At 58.0% G+C, this 17,395-nt stretch carries 18 protein-coding genes; 11 read left to right on the top strand and 7 right to left on the bottom strand.

Annotated elements, in window-relative coordinates; all coding sequences use genetic code 11:
- The first annotated feature begins 49 nt into the window (after nt 1-49).
- Nucleotides 50-1,006: a hypothetical protein gene (locus AC5ZG1_RS07285; RefSeq protein WP_496132424.1), complete on the top strand. Its 957-nt coding sequence runs from the start codon at nt 50-52 to the stop codon at nt 1,004-1,006.
- A 754-nt stretch (nt 1,007-1,760) separates the two neighbouring features.
- On the opposite strand, the gene AC5ZG1_RS07280 is transcribed toward AC5ZG1_RS07285, so the two are convergent.
- The 5 genes from AC5ZG1_RS07280 to AC5ZG1_RS07260 form a co-directional block, all read right to left on the bottom strand.
- Nucleotides 1,761-2,027: an HGGxSTG domain-containing protein gene (locus AC5ZG1_RS07280; RefSeq protein ID WP_496132423.1), complete on the bottom strand. Its 267-nt coding sequence runs from the start codon at nt 2,025-2,027 to the stop codon at nt 1,761-1,763.
- Complete coding sequence (locus AC5ZG1_RS07275; RefSeq protein ID WP_496132422.1) at nt 2,024-2,686, bottom strand: hypothetical protein; 663 nt, start codon at nt 2,684-2,686, stop codon at nt 2,024-2,026. Before AC5ZG1_RS07275 ends, AC5ZG1_RS07280 begins: the two co-directional genes overlap by 4 nt.
- A gap of 528 nt (nt 2,687-3,214) precedes the next feature.
- On the bottom strand, nt 3,215-4,189 hold the full coding sequence (locus AC5ZG1_RS07270) for an HlyD family secretion protein (protein WP_496132421.1): 975 nt from the start codon (nt 4,187-4,189) through the stop codon (nt 3,215-3,217).
- Nucleotides 4,186-4,404, bottom strand: a complete 219-nt coding sequence (locus AC5ZG1_RS07265; RefSeq protein ID WP_496132420.1) for a DUF1656 domain-containing protein — start codon at nt 4,402-4,404, stop codon at nt 4,186-4,188. The genes AC5ZG1_RS07270 and AC5ZG1_RS07265 overlap by 4 nt, the downstream gene beginning before the upstream one ends.
- Nucleotides 4,401-6,485, bottom strand: coding sequence for an FUSC family protein (locus tag AC5ZG1_RS07260; protein WP_496132419.1), 2,085 nt, complete (start codon nt 6,483-6,485; stop codon nt 4,401-4,403). Before AC5ZG1_RS07260 ends, AC5ZG1_RS07265 begins: the two co-directional genes overlap by 4 nt.
- A 94-nt stretch (nt 6,486-6,579) precedes the next feature.
- On the opposite strand from AC5ZG1_RS07260, the gene AC5ZG1_RS07255 reads away from it, so the two are divergent.
- Nucleotides 6,580-7,398 (top strand): AraC family transcriptional regulator, encoded by an 819-nt coding sequence (locus tag AC5ZG1_RS07255; RefSeq protein ID WP_456646235.1) that lies wholly within the window; start codon nt 6,580-6,582, stop codon nt 7,396-7,398.
- Between the two features lie 305 nt (nt 7,399-7,703).
- Here AC5ZG1_RS07255 and AC5ZG1_RS07250 read toward each other — a convergent pair whose 3' ends face one another.
- Both AC5ZG1_RS07250 and AC5ZG1_RS07245 read right to left on the bottom strand, forming a co-directional pair.
- The gene (locus AC5ZG1_RS07250; RefSeq protein ID WP_496132418.1) at nt 7,704-8,330 is read right to left on the bottom strand and encodes an Lrp/AsnC family transcriptional regulator; all 627 of its coding nucleotides are present in this window, start codon (nt 8,328-8,330) and stop codon (nt 7,704-7,706) included.
- A gap of 307 nt (nt 8,331-8,637) precedes the next feature.
- Nucleotides 8,638-9,441, bottom strand: coding sequence for an AraC family transcriptional regulator (locus AC5ZG1_RS07245; RefSeq protein WP_496132417.1), 804 nt, complete (start codon nt 9,439-9,441; stop codon nt 8,638-8,640).
- Nucleotides 9,442-9,683: 242 nt separating this feature from the next.
- Between AC5ZG1_RS07245 and AC5ZG1_RS07240 the strand changes: the two genes are divergently transcribed.
- From AC5ZG1_RS07240 to AC5ZG1_RS07200, 9 genes are all read left to right on the top strand, one after another.
- Nucleotides 9,684-10,643: a LysR family transcriptional regulator gene (locus AC5ZG1_RS07240; protein WP_496132416.1), complete on the top strand. Its 960-nt coding sequence runs from the start codon at nt 9,684-9,686 to the stop codon at nt 10,641-10,643.
- 445 nt (nt 10,644-11,088) lie between these two features.
- Nucleotides 11,089-11,460: a VOC family protein gene (locus AC5ZG1_RS07235; RefSeq protein WP_456646238.1), complete on the top strand. Its 372-nt coding sequence runs from the start codon at nt 11,089-11,091 to the stop codon at nt 11,458-11,460.
- Between the two features lie 54 nt (nt 11,461-11,514).
- A complete protein-coding gene (locus AC5ZG1_RS07230) occupies nt 11,515-12,021 on the top strand; it encodes a flavin reductase family protein (RefSeq protein ID WP_028161633.1) in 507 nt (168 codons plus the stop codon).
- 291 nt (nt 12,022-12,312) lie between these two features.
- Nucleotides 12,313-13,182, top strand: coding sequence for a branched-chain amino acid ABC transporter permease (locus AC5ZG1_RS07225; RefSeq protein WP_028161635.1), 870 nt, complete (start codon nt 12,313-12,315; stop codon nt 13,180-13,182).
- The gene (locus AC5ZG1_RS07220; protein WP_456646239.1) at nt 13,166-14,197 is read left to right on the top strand and encodes a branched-chain amino acid ABC transporter permease; all 1,032 of its coding nucleotides are present in this window, start codon (nt 13,166-13,168) and stop codon (nt 14,195-14,197) included. The genes AC5ZG1_RS07225 and AC5ZG1_RS07220 overlap by 17 nt, the downstream gene beginning before the upstream one ends.
- A complete protein-coding gene (locus AC5ZG1_RS07215; protein ID WP_456646240.1) occupies nt 14,194-14,919 on the top strand; it encodes an ABC transporter ATP-binding protein in 726 nt (241 codons plus the stop codon). The genes AC5ZG1_RS07220 and AC5ZG1_RS07215 overlap by 4 nt, the downstream gene beginning before the upstream one ends.
- The gene (locus tag AC5ZG1_RS07210) at nt 14,912-15,631 is read left to right on the top strand and encodes an ABC transporter ATP-binding protein (RefSeq protein ID WP_130223033.1); all 720 of its coding nucleotides are present in this window, start codon (nt 14,912-14,914) and stop codon (nt 15,629-15,631) included. The genes AC5ZG1_RS07215 and AC5ZG1_RS07210 overlap by 8 nt, the downstream gene beginning before the upstream one ends.
- A gap of 210 nt (nt 15,632-15,841) precedes the next feature.
- Entirely contained in the window at nt 15,842-16,609 is a 768-nt protein-coding gene (locus tag AC5ZG1_RS07205; protein ID WP_456646241.1) for an enoyl-CoA hydratase/isomerase family protein, read from the top strand.
- Nucleotides 16,610-17,377 carry a creatininase family protein gene (locus AC5ZG1_RS07200; RefSeq protein WP_496132415.1) on the top strand — a complete coding sequence of 256 codons (768 nt, stop codon included), beginning with the start codon at nt 16,610-16,612 and terminating at the stop codon, nt 17,375-17,377.
- The last annotated feature ends 18 nt before the right edge of the window (nt 17,378-17,395 follow it).

Raw genomic sequence — 17,395 nt, 5'->3', positions numbered from 1 at the left:
CGAACGCACCATGGCTGTCGGTCCGAAGACGCCGTCCCTCTATTCGCGGATGCAGACGCACGGCACCCTGACGGAAGCTCCGCGCGATGTGCCGGACGCACGCTTCGCGCTTCCGTCGACGATCAATTGGATGCGCGCGCTTGCGATCCTCGCTGCCGACCAGAGCCTCGATTTCGCCGAGGGTCGTACCTTCTACGTGAAGGTCCAGGCGCGCGTCGTCCCCGATCGCGAGTTCAACACCGTGTGCGAACAGCTTCTGTTCGTTCTCAACCAGATCGCCGCGTTGCAGGCTCTGACGTTGGCTCCGAATAAGGCGGATGTCGCGCGGACAGCAATAGTGGCCTGGTACTACGGGGTCTACAGCGCCGCGTCCGCTATGACGGCGGCGATGGACGGCTCGTTTCAGGACAATCACACGGAGACCGCGAGGAAGTGGCAGGAGCGCTTTCCGGCGAAGAACCTAGCAATGCCTCCCTTCGGCGATTGCCTATCGAGCATCGTCCCGAGCACGGTCGATGTCGAACTCACTCCGGTGAGGGCGCGGGGTCGACACTCGCTAGTCAACGAACCCACGACCGCGCAAGAAGCCTGGGGGTGTTGCGCGGAGTACCTATCCGGCACGGCGGGCTGGGAGCGATGGAATGTGGAGGAGCGAGTGAGAGAGGCGGCCGCATTCAAGGCGCTAGGAGTTTCCGATTTCCGGACGAAGGCGGCTCGCGAACTGCGCGATGCGGGCTATGCCCGCCGCGGCATCGCTTTTCTGCACCAGGCATCGAGATATCGCGGGAAGGCGAACTACCGCGACGCCATCTATCTTGCCTACGGGACTTCCGTGCCGACGCAGTTATCTGGCTTCGTCGAGGACATGCTGGTTGTCCTAAAGGCATTCGCGGCCATGGCCGGTGCCTACTGCTCGCTGCGGGTTGGCAAGGCCGCATGGACGGCCTTCGTCGATGACCTCGAACGCAAAAAAGCCATCTCCGTTTCGCCGAAGGACGTCTGGTGACGATCGATCGACCGAAGCGACTTGCGCTCTCAGGGGGCTTGTCGTCAAGTTCGTCCGTCACCACTCGGCATAAGTTTTGATAAGGTATAACGAGGAACTTGGAAATGGAGATTACCGATGCAAATTGCGTTCGCTGTCTATGATCCTCCAGAGAAGGGAATGCCTCATTTGGCTGTTCGGATCGATGGCGTTAAAACCGAGTCCAAGCGAGTTCATGCTATTGCTGCCAAGACCCGCGCTGACGCGGAAAAGGTGGTCGCGGAATTACAACGAGATTTGCAGGACCCTCACTGGCGCGATCGGGAGCGCCTTCACGCTGCTCGTAGCTCGCGAAACTAGGTCACTGCCCATTTATGCTCGTTGTTCACCGATCATGCACCGATGGCGGCGGGCCTTCACTCAGGAGCCCAATACCTTCGTAGTGTCGGACTTGCGATCCTTCCACGCGGGGCCACGAAATCCGCAGACCGGCCACAACCGCTCGGAAATCGCGGCCGAAGCTCTGCCTAGTGCCAGCCTCGCGCCGCCCGTTCGCCTCGCACCAATCGCCGTGCCACAAAAATATCGTCGGCCGATCCAGCTTTCGAAGCTCGCGTTCCTTCTTGATGAGCTGGCCGCACTCTTCTTCGGTCAGCATGTCCGAGAAAATCAGGGGGAGGATGCGCTTTGCTGGGCGCATTCGCGCGCAGGACGATAAGCATGTGCTGACGATCTACGAGCTTATGCCGGAAAAAACTGGCGAAAGTAGTTCCAATCACCTCATCTCTTCCAGCAGCTTCCGCGCCTCACGCAGCAACTCCCCAATCTGCCTTCGCTCGGCGATCGCATCCCTGGTGAACAGGCCGTGCTTGCGCGCGTTCTGGTTTGCCCTTGGCGCGCCGGATCCCGGTGCGCCGCCGTGCATGCGGCAGCGCTTCTTGCCGTGCACCGCCGGCGAGCGGCACGCGCCACTGGTGCGGGTTTTGGCGCCACAACGTGGGCTCGCCAGCATCGGGCCGGTGTTTCTGATGTGATCGCTCATCCCTGTGCGTCGCGCTTGGCATCAGCGGAAGCTTGCCCTCGCTTGGAGCTAGAAGCCTTCCGCGCCTTCCGCGCCGCGGATGCCGGGCCTTTGTCCGAAACGATCACGCTCGCATGCTGCGTGACGTTGCCGACGATGGCCTTGCCGCCGTCCTCCACCTTCACGTTCTGCACGGTGATGGCGGGCTCGCCATGGCTCCGGTAGCGGCTCAGCGCCTCGATCTGGGCAGGAAACGTGCGGGTGAGCCTGCCCAATGCGCGCGCGGCGCTGTCGTGCTGGGTGAGGTCGTCGGCACTGGCAAGGTGATGGGCACATCGCATCGCCATCACATGAACCGAAACCATCTGCGCCACCAGCATGGCCTCGACGGAATCCCTTGGACGAATGCTCTTCATCATTGAAATCATGAACGAGAGGTTGACCTCGTCGGGGCTCCCGCCGCTCACGCTGGCCCTAACCAATTGCCGCAGGATGCCATCCATCGCTTCGCGATCGGTTGCCCCCAGCGCGTTCGCCATGAGCTGTTCGCCGAGCTCCGGATCGGGATGGTCGATGGAGAATCCCTGTGACGAGAGCCTTATCCGCGGGGCCGTGGCAGCTTTGGCCGGGTCGGTTGCGGCGATCGTCTTTGGCATGGTGAGGCTTGGGGCGGTGGTCATGTCGAGACTTCCTGGCACGCGCGCGGCAAGCGCGCGCGGTTCGGCCACGCGCGAGGCCATCGTTCGCCGCGCGGAGCCGGTGCAATTTCAATCGTGGGTGAGGATGCGGGTGAGGATTCCTGGACCGCAGGTCGCAACCGACGCGCCCGCTACTCGCGGACCGACGGGCGTTACAAGATTGCGGAATGATCAAGGAATGCCCCTGATTTGCCTGACGTGTCAAGTTGCTATTCCAGCGCTAGCTGCCGCCTGCACCTTTGCATGGGGTTGTTTTCGATATTTGAGAGCGCGCATCTTCGAAGGGAAGTTCTCCAACGTCACCCGCAGGCAAAGGCACGGTGCGATACGCACGATAGCGGGTATCGAGTTGCATGGCCGACCTGCATATGAATATTCCTGCGGGGCGCCTAAGAGCATTATACCCCATCTCAATTACATAAGAGTTCGCAGTTTTATTCTGAGTGGCGCGCCATGCTGCGCCTTTCCACGCTGGAGTATGACTTTGTACGATTGCGCCAGTAGGTTCGTTCAAAGCTTACGCGCTGCTGATCGCCCGAGGCCGTCTTCCCGATCGAACACCCGCAAAAGGCGCGAGATACCCGACCCGAGCATTGACGTGACCACTGGATTGAGACCGGTGTCGCTGTCGATCTGAACGGTGACGGTTCGCCCGACGATCAATTCATCCGCATTGTCATTCACGTTGAGTTTGATCCGGACCGGAATGCGCTGAGCGAGCCTCACCCACGAGAAGGTCGGATTGATATTGGCAAGCATGCTCGCACCCGAACTTCGTTCACGATCTTCGATTCCGCGGGCGATGCTATCAACTTTTCCTCTCAGGATCGAACCGCCCATCAACCTGACATCGGCAGCGTCGCCTACATGGATGCGTGCGAGTTTCGTCTCCTCAAAGTAGCCTTCGACGCGCACCGTGTCGGTCTCGATCAAAGCCATGATGCCTCGACCCGCCGGAAGGTAGGAACCTGGATGCAGATCGAAGTTCGTCACGTGACCATTCACTGGGGCGCGGATCTCAGATCGAGTCAGATTGAGACGTGCGACATCCAAATCCGCTAGGGCCTGATTATAGGCAGCCTTGGCCTGAAGGTCTGCGGCGCGGACCGTCTCGCGCTGCTGTTGAGAGATGACCCCATCGCTCAGCTTTTCATAGCGGGTGCGATCGCTCGCGGCTCTCTCAAGGGCGGCTTCCCGGTTTGCCACCACAGCCTCTGCCTGTCGGACCGCCAGACGAAATCGCTCCGGATCCAATCGAAGTAAAACGTCCCCTTTGCGAACCGCCTGATTATCTTTGATCAGAACTTCCTCGACCAGGCCGGAAACGTCGGGAGCGACGACGACAACGTCGGCCCTGACGTGGCCGTCCCGCGTCCAGGGAGCTTCTTCGTAGTGGTCCCACATGCCGATGGCGACCGGTGCCGCAATGGTGAGAACCAACGTGGTGACAAAGATGCGCGGCAGAATCGAGCCTCTCCCGGTCATGGCAGCAACTTCCCCAAGAAAGTGTAGGATATATCGACGAGGATCGCGAAGATCGCGAATTCGAATAGCGCCGGGTGCCACGCCAAGCTCTTGATCCCTGACGAAACGAATCTCTTGAGCACTGCGGACAAAGTGATCCCGAGCCCGAGTGCGAAGACGCAGGCGACGACAAAGGTCGGCACGAACACACCTGCGACGTTGATCTCTTCGTTCATTGCGCAACTTCATCAAAAGTTGGAGCTGGCGCATTCGGGAAGAGCACGCGACGTAGGCCGACCAATGCGGGCAGCCGTGTTCGTTGGATTGCGGCGTCCGATTTGCAATGCTGGCGCAGCTCCACATCGATCGCCGCGAGCAGCGCCTGTGCCTCGGTTGGACGAAGCTCGCTGTCCCCCGACGCAAACCGTCGGAAGGCGTGCGACAGCTTGGCGGGGAGATCCCCGAGAGTCGTGCTCCGCTGGCCGTTAACGCTCACCACGCTCGACTTTAAGTCGAGCAAGTCCAGGCCCATCTGCAGCGCGGCCAGCGAGCGGCCGGCTTCTGCCTCTACATCCGCGCCGGATAGCGCCAATCTTGGAATGACCAGGCCGAGACGGTCGAGCATCACGCCCACCCACCGCTCTCGGTTCATCGGTCGGCGGGCGCCGGCGAGGATCGCCAGGTCGACCCATCCGTGCCGGATTAGGCGCCTCGCAGCGTGCTTTGCGGTCACCGAGCGGAATGTGCGGACAGCCAGGAAGGCGGCAATGAGGCCGATGAGTGAGGCGGCATTGGTGTTGGCGAACGAAGCGAAGTCGGCCGAGAACCTGTTTTGAAGATCAAGCGCCCCGATCAGACCGAGGCCGAGGGCCAACGCCTTGAGGATGTGACGCGGATTGGCCTGCAGATAACCGATGATGAGGAACGGCGGAGCCAGCGCGGCTGCTAACATTGGAAATCCGTCGATCGCTGGGAAGATCAGAAACAGGTAGATGGCCGCGATCGGCAGCGACGCCACTGTCCAGATCGTATAGGACATCAGGGTCGGAGCGGGATCGTCGAGGCTGCTGTAGAGCGCTGCGGCGATCGTGGCTATCTGCGCGGCGATGCCACCTTCCGGCCAGGCGGTTGCGATCCAAACGGTGCAGCAGCCAAGCACGGCCGCGAAAAGAGCGACGACGGACAAGGCAGCGAGCCCCTGGTCACGATGGAGAGTTCTCTTGGCGCGGCGGACTTTCGGGCGAGATGCCGTTGTCGGGTTGGAAGGAACTTGCGATCCATGGATGATCGCGGAGAGTTCGTGGGTTGCAGCCAGTGCTTCGATTAATGCCGCCGACTTGGCGATCATGCTGGATGCGAGAAGCCTGTCCCATTCGTCTTGCGCGGCGGGCAGTGCAGCGTCAAATTCCGCGCATCGGCGGAGCAACTCGGTCGCGCTCAGCCGCGATTCAATTGGATCGCGCGCCCATTCGCCGAGTTGCGAGAGAAGTTGATCCAATTCCGGCGTGCGTCGCGCGCCGAGCGCAGCGAGCCTATCTTCGATCGCCGTGAGCATGGGTAGCACGAGCGCGAGCTTGTCCTGCAAGGCACGAATCGCCCACAGCTCCGGCTTTGTCGCGGCTGTGTCGTAGCTGAGGTGGGTTGATAGCACTTCGAAGTGGGTGATGTCAGCGGCCAACCGCCAGCGCGCGGAGTTTCCTTGCGTTGGAGTGTGATCCAGAAAGACATCCGCCGTCCAAGCGAATGCATCACGAACCGCAGCATCGATTGCCTTGGTCAGGGCGCCTGTGACATCGCTCGGAAACAGCAGCGTATGGACGACTGTTGCACAGCAGATCCCGAGCGCGATTTCCTCGACGCGTGCCAAGGCGACGTCGAAAACCAAATGAGGAGCAGCTACGCTTGAGAACGCGACGGTCGTCGCCGTGTACCCCGCCAGCATGAAGGCGTAACTGCGGGGAGTCCGGTCTTGAAGGGAGACGTACAGACAGAACGCCGCCCAGCCCGTGATGGCAACGGTCATCAAGGTCGGCTGATCGACCAAGATCGGAACAAACGCCACGGCGGCGCAGGCGCCGAGCAGTGTGCCGAGCAGACGGTAAACGGCCCGTGAACGGACCGCGCCGGCGAGTGGTTGGGCAGTAAGATAGACGGTGAGCATTGCCCAGTAGGGTCTCTGTAGGCCGAGACGAAACGCCAGATAAATTGCGAGCATCGCCGCAATGAACGAATTGGCCGATAGCAGCGCCCACTTGGGGTCGAGGGTACCTGGAAATGCGATGTGTCCGAAAATTCGGGACAGAGTGATTCGTGTCATGGTTCTACGTCGGGTCCGTGAAGCACCCGAACGATAGAACTTGCAGCGCGCCAGGAATTTCGCCACTTTGCCAAATAATTGCTAAGTTATGACAATGCGTGGCTCTCTCCTCCAGTACTACCGTGAATTGGATCCCGACGCGCTGGACCGCCCGGTCGCTGCGCTCATGGTCAATACTCAGGAGAAGGAAGACGAAGTTCCGATCCACACACATCGGAAAGGACAGTTGGTTTTGGCGCACCGCGGTGGCGTGACGTGCGAGGCCCCCAGTGGACTTTGGATGGTGCCTCCGCGATGCGGCGTCTGGATCCCCGGCGGCATGCTGCACAGCAATCGAGCGACCGCCAATGCCAGCATCTATTTCCTATACGTCGACATGAATGCGGCATCCGTTCCGAAGGAGTGCTGCACGCTGTCGATCACCCCTCTTCTGCACGAACTAATCCATCGCTTGGCGACGCTGCCGCCCCTCTATAATCCGGAAGGACCAACGGCTCATATCGTCGCGGTTCTGCTGAACGAGCTTATCGAGATGCCGACCGAGCAATTGCATCTTCCAGTTACGCGCCACTCAAAACTACGCGCGATCGCCGATGCCTTGATGGAAAATCCTGCGGATCGCCGCACCGTAGCAGAATGGGGCGAGGCCATTGCGCTCGGCGAACGGACGCTCATGCGCCTCGTCGTCGCCGAGACCGGCATGACGTTCAGTCGCTGGCGTCAACAACTCCACATCATAATCGCTCTTCAGCGGTTATCCGCGGGAGAGTCTGTGCAATCGGTATCTGAAGTTCTCGGCTACGATTCCGTTAGCGCATTTATAACAATGTTCAAGAAGGCGCTCGGCAAATCGCCGGCGCGGTATTTTTCCGATCGCGTCAACAAGCGGGGCGAAGGGGCGGCGGAACCGTAGTTCAACTAGATCCTGCAGCAGCGAGAGATCCGGTGCCGAGCGCGAAGCACGAGATCGAGCGCTCTTTCCGGCATCGATATATCTTCAACGACGGCCGCCAGCCAATCGCACGAACGAGGAATATTCCCGATCGCACTCCGTCACTAGGTTGCTCGGTCGATCGAGCAGCGTCAAAGATTACCGATGAGGCGACCAGCCGTCTTTTAAGATCACTTCCCCTGAGGATTGAAATCAAAGTTCTTCGTTTCGAACGATCTCGATTCCGAATCCGGACAGACCTTTGAAGCGATGGATTGACGATGTCGCTAAAAGCTGGCCGCATTATGATCAAGGGTGCGCGAAGTCTCGATGCTCATGCCGCCGTCGATCCTCGTCTGAGGGGCTGCGTCGTATTGTGGCTTAGCCGGTCTCTCGATGCGCTTGGAAGCCAGGTTGCATGACTTGATCTGAACTGGCTGGTTTGAGTCGATAGGAAGTACCGTCTTGTGAGAAATCCGCTTCAAAGCCAAGTTTGAACGAATGCTCGAAACACCCGGTATGCGCGAAAGCTTGTTGACGATGAGGTCTTCAAGAGCCTCGATGTCGGACACCATCACGCGGAGAAGATAGTCGCTGTCTCCCGTCATCAGGTAACACTCCATCACCTGGCTCAAGCGATCAATTGTGCGCGTGAAGTTCTCAAGTGATAGCTGGACTTGCTTTTCAAGCTTGACTTGGATGAAGGCGGTAACGCAGATGCCGAGGACCGCCGGATCCAGTACGGCAATTCGTCGATCTATCACCCCGAGCTTTTCAAGCGTACGAACTCGGGCGAGGCAGGGCGACGGTGAAAGATTGACGCGGGAAGCAAGCTCGACGTTGGTTAAGTCGGCGTTCTGCTGCAGTTCATTCAGAATCTTTATGTCGATCCTGTCGAGAGCCGTGGTTGTCATATCGTCTTCTCCCAGGGCAAGCGGTAGCTTTATCGAGGCCCGGCCCCGCGCGTTATCTCGCGTGGTGACATCTCGATGACAGAGATGCTAACCGCAGTTGCGACTGCGAAATTTCGACAAAATGACGACTTATATCGAAAAACCGTCAATTTCTCAGGGCTGGCCGTGCAGGCATGAGGCAACCCGTGGCGGGATGCCGTCCATTCGAAAACAAGTGTGCGTGCTCAAACGCCTGCGACCGAACGGCTAGAGTCCGAACACAAAAGGCGGATCCTGCGACCGATAGAAGAAATAAAAAGCAATCGTCTTAATCTGCCACTGACGCCTGCTCGGAGCGTTCTTGAAAGTATTTGGCAGGAGATTTCCCCAGAGCCTTCTTGAACATCGTAATGAATGCAGTGGTAGAGCCGTAGCCCAACGTGGCTGCCACCTGATGGACCATCGCGCCACCGCAGAGTTCCCGCAACGCGACCATTAGGTGTATTTGCTGTCGCCAGCGTCCGAAGGTCAGACCTGTCTCCCGCTCGACCAGCCGAGAAAGCGATCGTTCGCTCATCGCTACACGATCGGCCCATCCAGCCAATGAAGATCTATCGGCTGGAGTTCTGGTCAGAGCGTCGGCTATGAGCTGAAGTTTTGCGTTACCGGAAATGGGCAGCGAAAGATCCTCGACCGGCTGGACGGTCAATTCATCAAGCAGAACTCTGGCAAGCCGACCACAATGACTGTCAGGATCATAATGTCGCGGCATGACCGCGAGCCGGAGAATCATCTCGCGGACCATCGGGCTGATCGACAATGTGCAGCATCTTTCCGGAAGGGCCGCTGAATCCGGCTCGACGAACAGAAGGCAAATCATCGCGTTTGCTGTTGCCTTGTTGCTGTGCTCAAGGCCGCCCGGGATCCACACGCCGGACTGCGGAGGTACTATCCAGCGAGTGCCTGGAACGTCGCAGGTGATTCCACCACGGAGTGCCAAAACGAGCTGACCTTTTCTGTGAGTGTGGATCGGCGTCTCGTTCTCGTTATCTAAGACGTCCATTCGAACGGCAGTGGCCGCGACGGGACAATCGTCCGGATCGAAGTCAGAAAAACTCAACTGCACGGTCATGTCCGCAATTGTCGATATTTGGAGATGATTTGGCAAGGTAACTTAGTCCTTTCGCCGCTGCGGAAGTGTAGGGAATAGCGCCATCTATTGAGGCAAGATGCAAATGCGCGTTCTTATTTCCCGAATGGTCAATTCGAATCTTCAATCGCAAAGTGAGCTCAGTGGAAAACTGTTCTCTCTTGAGGAAGGGCTCGAGAAAGCGCGTCTGAAGGTATCGGGGCCTTAGAACAGGTATACGAGCGATGGACCTTCTCGGTAGCCTCGGCATTTTCGTACGCGTGGCGGAAGTTCTTTCGTTCTCGGCCGTGGCGCGCGAGTGCGACGTAAGCCAGGCTGCGGTCGCCCGCCAGATTTCGCAGCTCGAAGAGCGTTTTGGCGTTCGCTTATTCCATCGCACTACGCGAAAGATCAGCCTCACCGATGACGGGCAGATGCTTGTCGTCCTTGCACGACCGATATTGGACGGCGTCGAGGATATGCTGACGGCTGTGGGACGACAGAGTACCTCTCCGATCGGATTGGTCCGGGTTGGCGTGACGGGTACCGCTGGTCGCTTTCTGGCGCAACGTCTGCCCGAGTTACTGGCGGATCACCCGGGGCTGAAGGTCGAATTGGTGGTGAGCGATCGAATCGGCGACATGATCGAAGATCGTCTCGATCTTGCGATGCGTATTGGCGAGATATCAGATGCATCATTGATTGTTCGTCACGCCGGCACATTTTCACGCGTCGCCGTGGCCGCGCCCAGCTATATCGAAAAGCACGGCGAGCCTTCCTTGCCCGCGGAACTAGCGCAGCACACCTGCATCGTCCACGCCAGCAACCAGAACTCCGACATGTGGACGTTCGTGACCAATAAGGGTGCCCAGCAATTTCGCGTGTCGGGCGGATTTCTCGCCAATGACGCGAGCGCCGTGCATCTGGCTGCACGAAGCGGATACGGGATTGCCCATCTCGCGCTGGTCGACGTGTTCGACGATTTGCGCAGCGGCCAGCTCGTCCGTGTGCTGAACAACTTCCCGTCTCCGAACATTCCGTTCAGCCTGGTCTACTCCTCGCGCCGGCATCTTGCGCCACGTACGCGCGCGGTCCTGAATTTCATCCTGCAGGAGCTACGAGAAATTCGCGCTTTGCTTTCCGCGGATCCAGGCGAAGGTCGAGACCAAGGAAGCGACCGAAGCACTCCGGCTTTCAGCGTATGAAGTTGCACGACGTTCTGGTTCGACAGGATGTGGTTGGGGTCGCTGGCATGTTCCGCTTTGTTCGCGTTGGTGCGTGAGAAGTCGAAAAAATAGGCGCGTACTGCACAAAGCAATGACGATTTGCTCAGTCCAAGAGCAGAAAGCATCGATAAGTGTCCAGGGAACAGCATCGAGATGGCCGGCGATGCGATGACATCAAGTATGGCAAGCGCATTTGCGATCGAAACAGGTCGAAACCCAGCAGAGATAAATCGCCTCCGCTCGCCGCGCGCGCCGGTGTGTAATGATGCTAAAGTCTGTGTGCTGCAGCATAAAATGCTGATCAGCTAGGTGGGCGACAAACTGTTTGAGCATTAATGCTGAGAAAGCGGCGTCACAATTGCAGGACAATTGAAGTTTTCAGAGATCGCAGATCGACGGCCCGTTCGGAATCGGGAGTGAGAAAGTGAAGCTTAAGCAAGTCTATCTTACTGCCGTCGAACCCGAAGGGTTAGCCAAGTTCTACGAGGCTCTCGGATTGACGATCCGCTTCGCTGACCGTGGCAAGTGGATCCAATTCGTAGGAGAGAAAGCTGCCTTTTGTATCGCAAGCCCGGCTGAATCCGTGTCCGAGCAGTCTCACAATGCGGTCCTCGTATTCGAGGTGGATGATTTGGAGATGGCTGTCGAACGCGCGCGGGCGGAGGGGGCTGAGGTGCTTGGTGAAATCCGGGATATGGGAGCGCATGGCCGGGTGGCCCATTTCAGGGACCCGCAACATAATACGATCCAGCTCATTCAAGTTGCGAGTAGGGCGGCAGATCAACCCTCTGAATGACTTCAGTTCTATGTGTCGGGGCAACTTATCATCATGAACTTCCGAGTGTCGCCTATGCCTAGTCAAGAAACCCCGGTGTTCAGCAGCACAGAATTCCGCAGCGCAATGCGCAACGTGCCGGGCGCCGTGTCTATCGTAACTACGGGTACGCAGCCGGGCAGGCACGGCTTGACGCTGACAGCGGGCTGTTCGTTGTCGACCGAGCCATCGAGCGTGCTCGTCTGCGTCAATAAGTCGGCTGGCGCCCACGATACGATAAAGCAGAGCAGATCATTCTGTTGGAATATCCTCGCGGCAGATCACGTTGCGCTGGCGCAGAAATTCGCGGGGCAGGACGGGAGCAAAGGCGATATACGTTTCAGCGAAGGTGTGTGGCGCGAACTCGCTACGGGAGCGCCGAGTCTCATCCAGGCAATTTGTAGCTTTGATTGTCGGGTTTCCGATTCGTACGACGCTGGAAGTCATACGATCTTCATCGGCGAGGTGGTTGCACAGGCGACAAACGCTGATCTCGAACCTCTTGTCTATGTGAATGGCGAATTCACTGTACCTAAGCGCTAAGCGACCGCCGGCGCGTACCCCTCTTATGTCGGGGCCCGAGCCCGGGATCTGCGTTCGAAGCATGCAGATCGTCGCGAACGCGGTTATCCGCGGGAGATCATCCATTAAGTCGACCAACATGGAGCCAATTCTGATGTACGGGGGGACGATAGACGTCGACGAAGGCGGCCGCAGCAACAACGCCAGAGTCGGTTCGATTCAAGCAAAGGGAAGCCAGCCGCAAGTCGTCGCGGGTTTGAGCATCGCCGTATTCAAGCCGCGGTATCCACTCGTACCATTCAGTGTCCGCTAATGTTGTCGCTTTGGCTCAATGTTCTCGCGAGTGGCATTCTGCTCGGTCTCGTCTACGGCCTCGTGGCGCTCGGCCTGACGATCATTTTTGGCGTCATGCGGGTCGTCAACTTCGCGCACGGGGAGATGGTCGTCTTCGGCGTCTACATCGGCTATTGGGCAGTCCGCCTTTGGGACGTTCCAATCATTGTCGCGGCGGCAATCGCGGCGGTCGTGATGTTCGTCTTCGGATACTTTTTGGAAACCCTGATCGTAAAGCGGTTCGTCAACCGGCCCCATCACTATCAGTTCATTGTTTTCATCGGTCTGTCGCTGCTCTTCAGCGGCGCGCTGCTGGTGGCGTTCGGACCGGATCCGCGCCCGACTCCTTCTCAGCTGTCGTTTCAAACCGTATCGCTCGGTTTCGTGACATTGGACCTGGCGAGACTTCAAGCGGCGGCGACTGCGGGCCTGCTCATTGCCTTGTTAGGAGCGTATCTGAAGTTTTCATCGTTCGGTCGGTCTTTGCGAGCGTCCGCAGACAATCGGTTGGGCGGCCTGATCGTGGGGTTAAACATTCCTCGGGTCTATGCGGTGACCTTTGGTGTCGGAGCGGCCTGCGCGGGCGTAGCCGGCGCATTGATATCTCCTTTGTTCGACGCCCAACCATATCTAGCTGTCGACTTTACTCTGCTGGCTTTTGTGACGGTTATCGTCGGCGGCCTCGGCAGCTTCAGTGGAGCACTCTTGGGTGGATTGGTGATCGGCGTCGCCGAGGCAATCGCGGCGTTGATGTTCGCTCCGTCGATGAAGACGGCGCTTCCTTATGCGCTCCTGATCATCATCCTGATTTTCCGTCCGAGAGGGCTTTTTGGTGCAAAAGAGATTTGATGGTGCGACTGAAATGGGGCCGTGGCTCGCCGGAGCAATGCTCTTGGTTGTCCTCGCTTTAGTCGGTGCTCTGGCAAACCCGTACGTCATCTCGCTGATGACGATTGTATTGCTCTTCACTTTCTTGGGGCAATCTTGGAATTTGATGCTCGGGATCGGTGGGCAACTATCGATCGGTCACGCCCTATTTGTCGGCTTAGGAGCTTATTCAGTGGGCGTCCTCGATGTAAAGTACGGCATTTCTCCATGGATAGGCCTTCTGGTCGGAATGTTCATTGCCGGATCCGTCGGCGCGGTGCTGGCGTGGTTGAGTTTCCGGTTCGAAGTGCGCGGAATCTATTTCGCGCTGCTGACGGTTGCTGCCGCGGAGTTCGCCAGGATTATGTTCAGTGGCTGGGAGTTTGTTGGCGCAATGCAGGGGCTGTTCTTTCCTGCGCCAACCGGCGCAATCGAAATCTCGATGCTTCGAGGGGATGCGCGTTTCTACTACTTTATCGCTCTTGCTCTGGCGGCACTGGGGATCGTGGGAACTGAACTTATCTCGCGATCGTATTTCGGATATGTCTGGCGCGCAATGAGGGATGATGACGGGGCTGCACGCGCGCTCGGCGTCCGCACATTCCGGCACAAAATCCTCGTGATCTCGATATCGGCGGCGACGGCGGCGGTGGGTGGTGGAATTCTAGCACTCGTGCAAGGATCGATATTTCCAGATTCGATTATGGGCATGGGGCTCTCCGTTGACGTCCTGATAGGGCCCGTGGTCGGCGGGTTAGGCACGACGTTCGGTCCGCTGGTCGGATCGCTCACGGCTATTCCTCTGAACCATTTGATGAGCGCCCTCGGCGACAGTCTTCGGATCCCGGGGCTGAACAATATTACGTACGGTATCGTTCTGATTTTGGTGATCTGGTTCCTACCCGACGGCATTTGGCCGGCGATCGTCCGGCTCTGCAAGGCAATCCGGGTGCCGTCCCGAGTGTGGCTCCCGCAACCGAGGAGGGCCGAAAAATGACAAGTCTGCTCGAGGTAAAGAACCTCTCCCGATCGTTCGGGGGACTGGTCGCGGTGAACGACGTGAGCTTCGCACTGGAAGCCCGAAGTATCACCGCGCTGATCGGGCCGAACGGGGCAGGAAAGACGACATGTTTCAATCTCGTTGCCGGCGCCATGAGGCCGACCAGTGGACAGGTGTTCTTCGAGGGGCGTTCGATCGAGAATACACCGCCTGAAGTAGTCTGCAGGATAGGTATCGCGCGAACATTCCAAATCGTGCGACCGATGCGCGATATGTCAGTACTCGAGAACGCAATGGTCGGAGCCTTCAGCTGGACCAAGAACGTAAACGAGGCGAGATCGAAGGCATACGATTCTCTCGAAAGCGTTGGACTCGCCGGCAAAGCGGATGCGAGGACGGACCAGCTGACGCTGCCGGACCGGAAAATGCTGGAGATGGCCAAAGCGCTATCGACGCGACCCAAACTACTGCTGCTGGACGAGGTAATGGCGGGCCTCCGACCCACCGAAGCTGCGGGAGTGGTCCGCGTACTGCAGAAACTTGCCGACAGTGGACTAACGATCCTGCTCGTCGAGCACGTTATGCGGATCGTGATGGAAATCGCGTCGAGCGTCGTAGTGCTTCATCATGGCGCCAAAATCGCGGAAGGAAGTCCTAGAGAGGTGGTCGCGGATCCGAGGGTCCTTGAAAGCTATCTGGGGACGGGCTTCCATGCTTGACGAGGCGCTTTTATCGATCGACGGGCTTTGTGTCGCATACGACGGATCGAATGCCTTGAACGGCGTATCCTTGCAGATCCACAAGGGCGAGTTGATCTGTGTCGTGGGTGCGAATGGTGCGGGAAAGACTTCGCTGATCAGATCAATCTCAGGCATCGTTCCATCCTCGAGTGGTGTCGTGAAGATGAAGGGCGTTGATATTACCGGGATGCCGCCGTGGGACATCTGCGAACTCGGCATTGCGCAGGTCGCCGAAGGTCGACAGATTTTTGGAAGCCTTTCCGTCGAAGAAAATCTGCTCCTGGGCGGATCGCTTAAGCGCGCGAAGGCCAACCACCTCGAAACGCTCGAGTTCGTCTATCAATTGTTCGAGAGGCTTCGAGAGCGTAGGCGACAATTTGCCGGGACGTTATCCGGCGGCGAACAGCAGATGTTGGCTATTGGACGCGCAATCATGTCGAAGCCGGAAGTAGTCATGTTCGACGAGCCGTCTATTGGGCTGTCGCCCGCTTTGACGGACGTGATGTTTGGAGTAGTGAAGTCCTTGCACGAGCAAGGGATAACGGTGTTGTTGGTCGAACAAAACGTCGCGAAATCTCTCGCGTTGAGCAATCGCGGCTATGTCTTGGAAAACGGCTCTATCGTACTCCACGGATCGAGCCACGAACTGCTGAACAACTCCGAGATTCAGCGCGCATATCTCGGAATGTAGTGAGCGCTTCGCCCTCCCGGTGTCAGGCCGCTCAACGAGACCGGCTCTGTCCTTCATGGCTAACCGGCTTTGCAGGTCGGCGGAAGCGCTGGGAAGCCGGAGCATAAAATGCCGCGATACGGCGCTCCAGCGACTGTTTGTGTCGATATGCGCTGACACGGAAACGGTGTACAGCAATCAATTCGGAGGCATGTCGCTTAAGCTTTCCCTATGGAAAACGATGACGACCTCATAATCGAGCGCGACCTCGACATAGTCACGCTGACCATGAATAGGCCACCAGCAAATGCCGTGAATAACGGACTAATCAATCGCTTGCTGAACACTATTCGTGCATTGTCTACTCAAGTGTCGCCGCCAGGCATTGTATTGACGGGTCAAGGTGATCGCTTCTTCAGTGCGGGCGGCGACATAAAGGAAGTGGCCGGCCTCGAAATATCTAGACCCCGCATGAGGGTCTTCCATGCGCTTCTTTGCGAGATGGAGAGATATCCAGGCCCCGTCGTATGTGCCGTGCGAGGGTATGCGGTCGGAGGGGCGCTCGAATTTCTTCTTCATGCCGACTACGTCGTCGCAAATCGCGAGTGCAAGATCGCGTTTCCGGAAATCAACCACGGCCTCTTGCCCGCAGCCAAAGGAATGCGGCAAGCAGTCCAGAAGCTGGGGCTTCGTGAAGCACAAGCATTGCTCTATTGGGGCGAGTTAGTCGACGCGCAGAAAGCGCTCGAAATTGGCGCGATCAACGAGATCACAACCACCGCGAAAGTGCTGGGCCGTGCCGTGGAGGTATGCAAGCATCTTCGCGGAAAGGAGAAAAAGCTGTTTGCCGCGATCAAACGCTCGTTGAACTTGACAGGACAAATGGATGACGCCTCGCTCGAGGTGATGACGATTGAAGATCTCAACGCTTATCTGACCGAGAATAGTTCAGCGGACGCGCGTGCCCGCTTTCTATCGAAGAATTCAAAGAAGGAATGAATGACCGCATTGGCATCTCCTGAAGAAATCCGCCTGGAGTTCATGAGCTTCGAGGAGGTATCGGCTGCCCTGGCGCAAGGAGGTTCGACGGTCCTAATCCCATGCGGCGCTGTCGAGCAGCATGGACCGCATCTTCCGCTTTGCATGGATGCCGATCACGCTGACGCGCTCGCGGCGAAAGTGGCGCGGCGTCTTGGCAATGCCCTGATAGCCCCTACGATCAAGGTCGGCTGTTCAGCTCACCATCTTGTCTTTCCTGGCACCATCTCCCTTCGACCGGAAACGTTTGAAGCAATCTGCCTGGACTACTGCACAAGTCTCGCGCTGCATGGTTTCAGGCGGATTCTGCTCTTCTCCGGACATATCGGAAACTTTCCCGTCCTGCGCGACATTCTTCCTCGGTTGAGGCGCGCGGTTCCGAAAGATGTTGAGATCGACGCATTCTGTGACTCTATCGCTTGGATCGACAGCTGGCGAAGCGCCGTTGAAGATGCCGGAGGTGACCCGAATGCAGTCGGTGGGCATGCCGATATAGCGGAGACATCTCTCATGATGTGTCTCCGCCCCGATAGCGTGCGGCTGGATCGGTTCGAAGTGGGACACCTAGGCGGGCTATCTGAAGAGCAGCTTCACTCCATGTGGAAGAATGGGATCAAGTCGATCACGGACAACGGCGTCATTGGCGATCCGCATGGTTCGACCGTCGAAATCGGCGAGCGATGCCTTGAGGCGATAACGGATCTTCTGGCCGCCTCGTTCGGTAAATAAGTTGACGCCGGTTGCACC

Source organism: Bradyrhizobium sp. Leo78 (genome assembly GCF_059512425.1).
The sequence above is the reverse complement of the archived record's forward strand: the minus strand, read 5'-3'. Positions and strand labels throughout refer to the sequence as shown.

Excerpts from the sequence above, each read along its gene's own strand:
- AC5ZG1_RS07285 (WP_496132424.1), top strand. The coding sequence starts at position 50 with ATGCAGACGCACGGCACCCTGACGGAAGCTCCGCGCGATGTGCCGGAC.
- AC5ZG1_RS07280 (WP_496132423.1), bottom strand. The coding sequence starts at position 2,027 with ATGAGCGATCACATCAGAAACACCGGCCCGATGCTGGCGAGCCCACGT.
- AC5ZG1_RS07275 (WP_496132422.1), bottom strand. The coding sequence starts at position 2,686 with ATGACCACCGCCCCAAGCCTCACCATGCCAAAGACGATCGCCGCAACC.
- AC5ZG1_RS07270 (WP_496132421.1), bottom strand. The coding sequence starts at position 4,189 with ATGACCGGGAGAGGCTCGATTCTGCCGCGCATCTTTGTCACCACGTTG.
- AC5ZG1_RS07265 (WP_496132420.1), bottom strand. The coding sequence starts at position 4,404 with ATGAACGAAGAGATCAACGTCGCAGGTGTGTTCGTGCCGACCTTTGTC.
- AC5ZG1_RS07260 (WP_496132419.1), bottom strand. The coding sequence starts at position 6,485 with ATGACACGAATCACTCTGTCCCGAATTTTCGGACACATCGCATTTCCA.
- AC5ZG1_RS07255 (WP_456646235.1), top strand. The coding sequence starts at position 6,580 with ATGCGTGGCTCTCTCCTCCAGTACTACCGTGAATTGGATCCCGACGCG.
- AC5ZG1_RS07250 (WP_496132418.1), bottom strand. The coding sequence starts at position 8,330 with ATGACAACCACGGCTCTCGACAGGATCGACATAAAGATTCTGAATGAA.
- AC5ZG1_RS07245 (WP_496132417.1), bottom strand. The coding sequence starts at position 9,441 with ATGACCGTGCAGTTGAGTTTTTCTGACTTCGATCCGGACGATTGTCCC.
- AC5ZG1_RS07240 (WP_496132416.1), top strand. The coding sequence starts at position 9,684 with ATGGACCTTCTCGGTAGCCTCGGCATTTTCGTACGCGTGGCGGAAGTT.
- AC5ZG1_RS07230 (WP_028161633.1), top strand. The coding sequence starts at position 11,515 with ATGCCTAGTCAAGAAACCCCGGTGTTCAGCAGCACAGAATTCCGCAGC.
- AC5ZG1_RS07225 (WP_028161635.1), top strand. The coding sequence starts at position 12,313 with ATGTTGTCGCTTTGGCTCAATGTTCTCGCGAGTGGCATTCTGCTCGGT.
- AC5ZG1_RS07215 (WP_456646240.1), top strand. The coding sequence starts at position 14,194 with ATGACAAGTCTGCTCGAGGTAAAGAACCTCTCCCGATCGTTCGGGGGA.
- AC5ZG1_RS07210 (WP_130223033.1), top strand. The coding sequence starts at position 14,912 with ATGCTTGACGAGGCGCTTTTATCGATCGACGGGCTTTGTGTCGCATAC.
- AC5ZG1_RS07205 (WP_456646241.1), top strand. The coding sequence starts at position 15,842 with ATGGAAAACGATGACGACCTCATAATCGAGCGCGACCTCGACATAGTC.
- AC5ZG1_RS07200 (WP_496132415.1), top strand. The coding sequence starts at position 16,610 with ATGACCGCATTGGCATCTCCTGAAGAAATCCGCCTGGAGTTCATGAGC.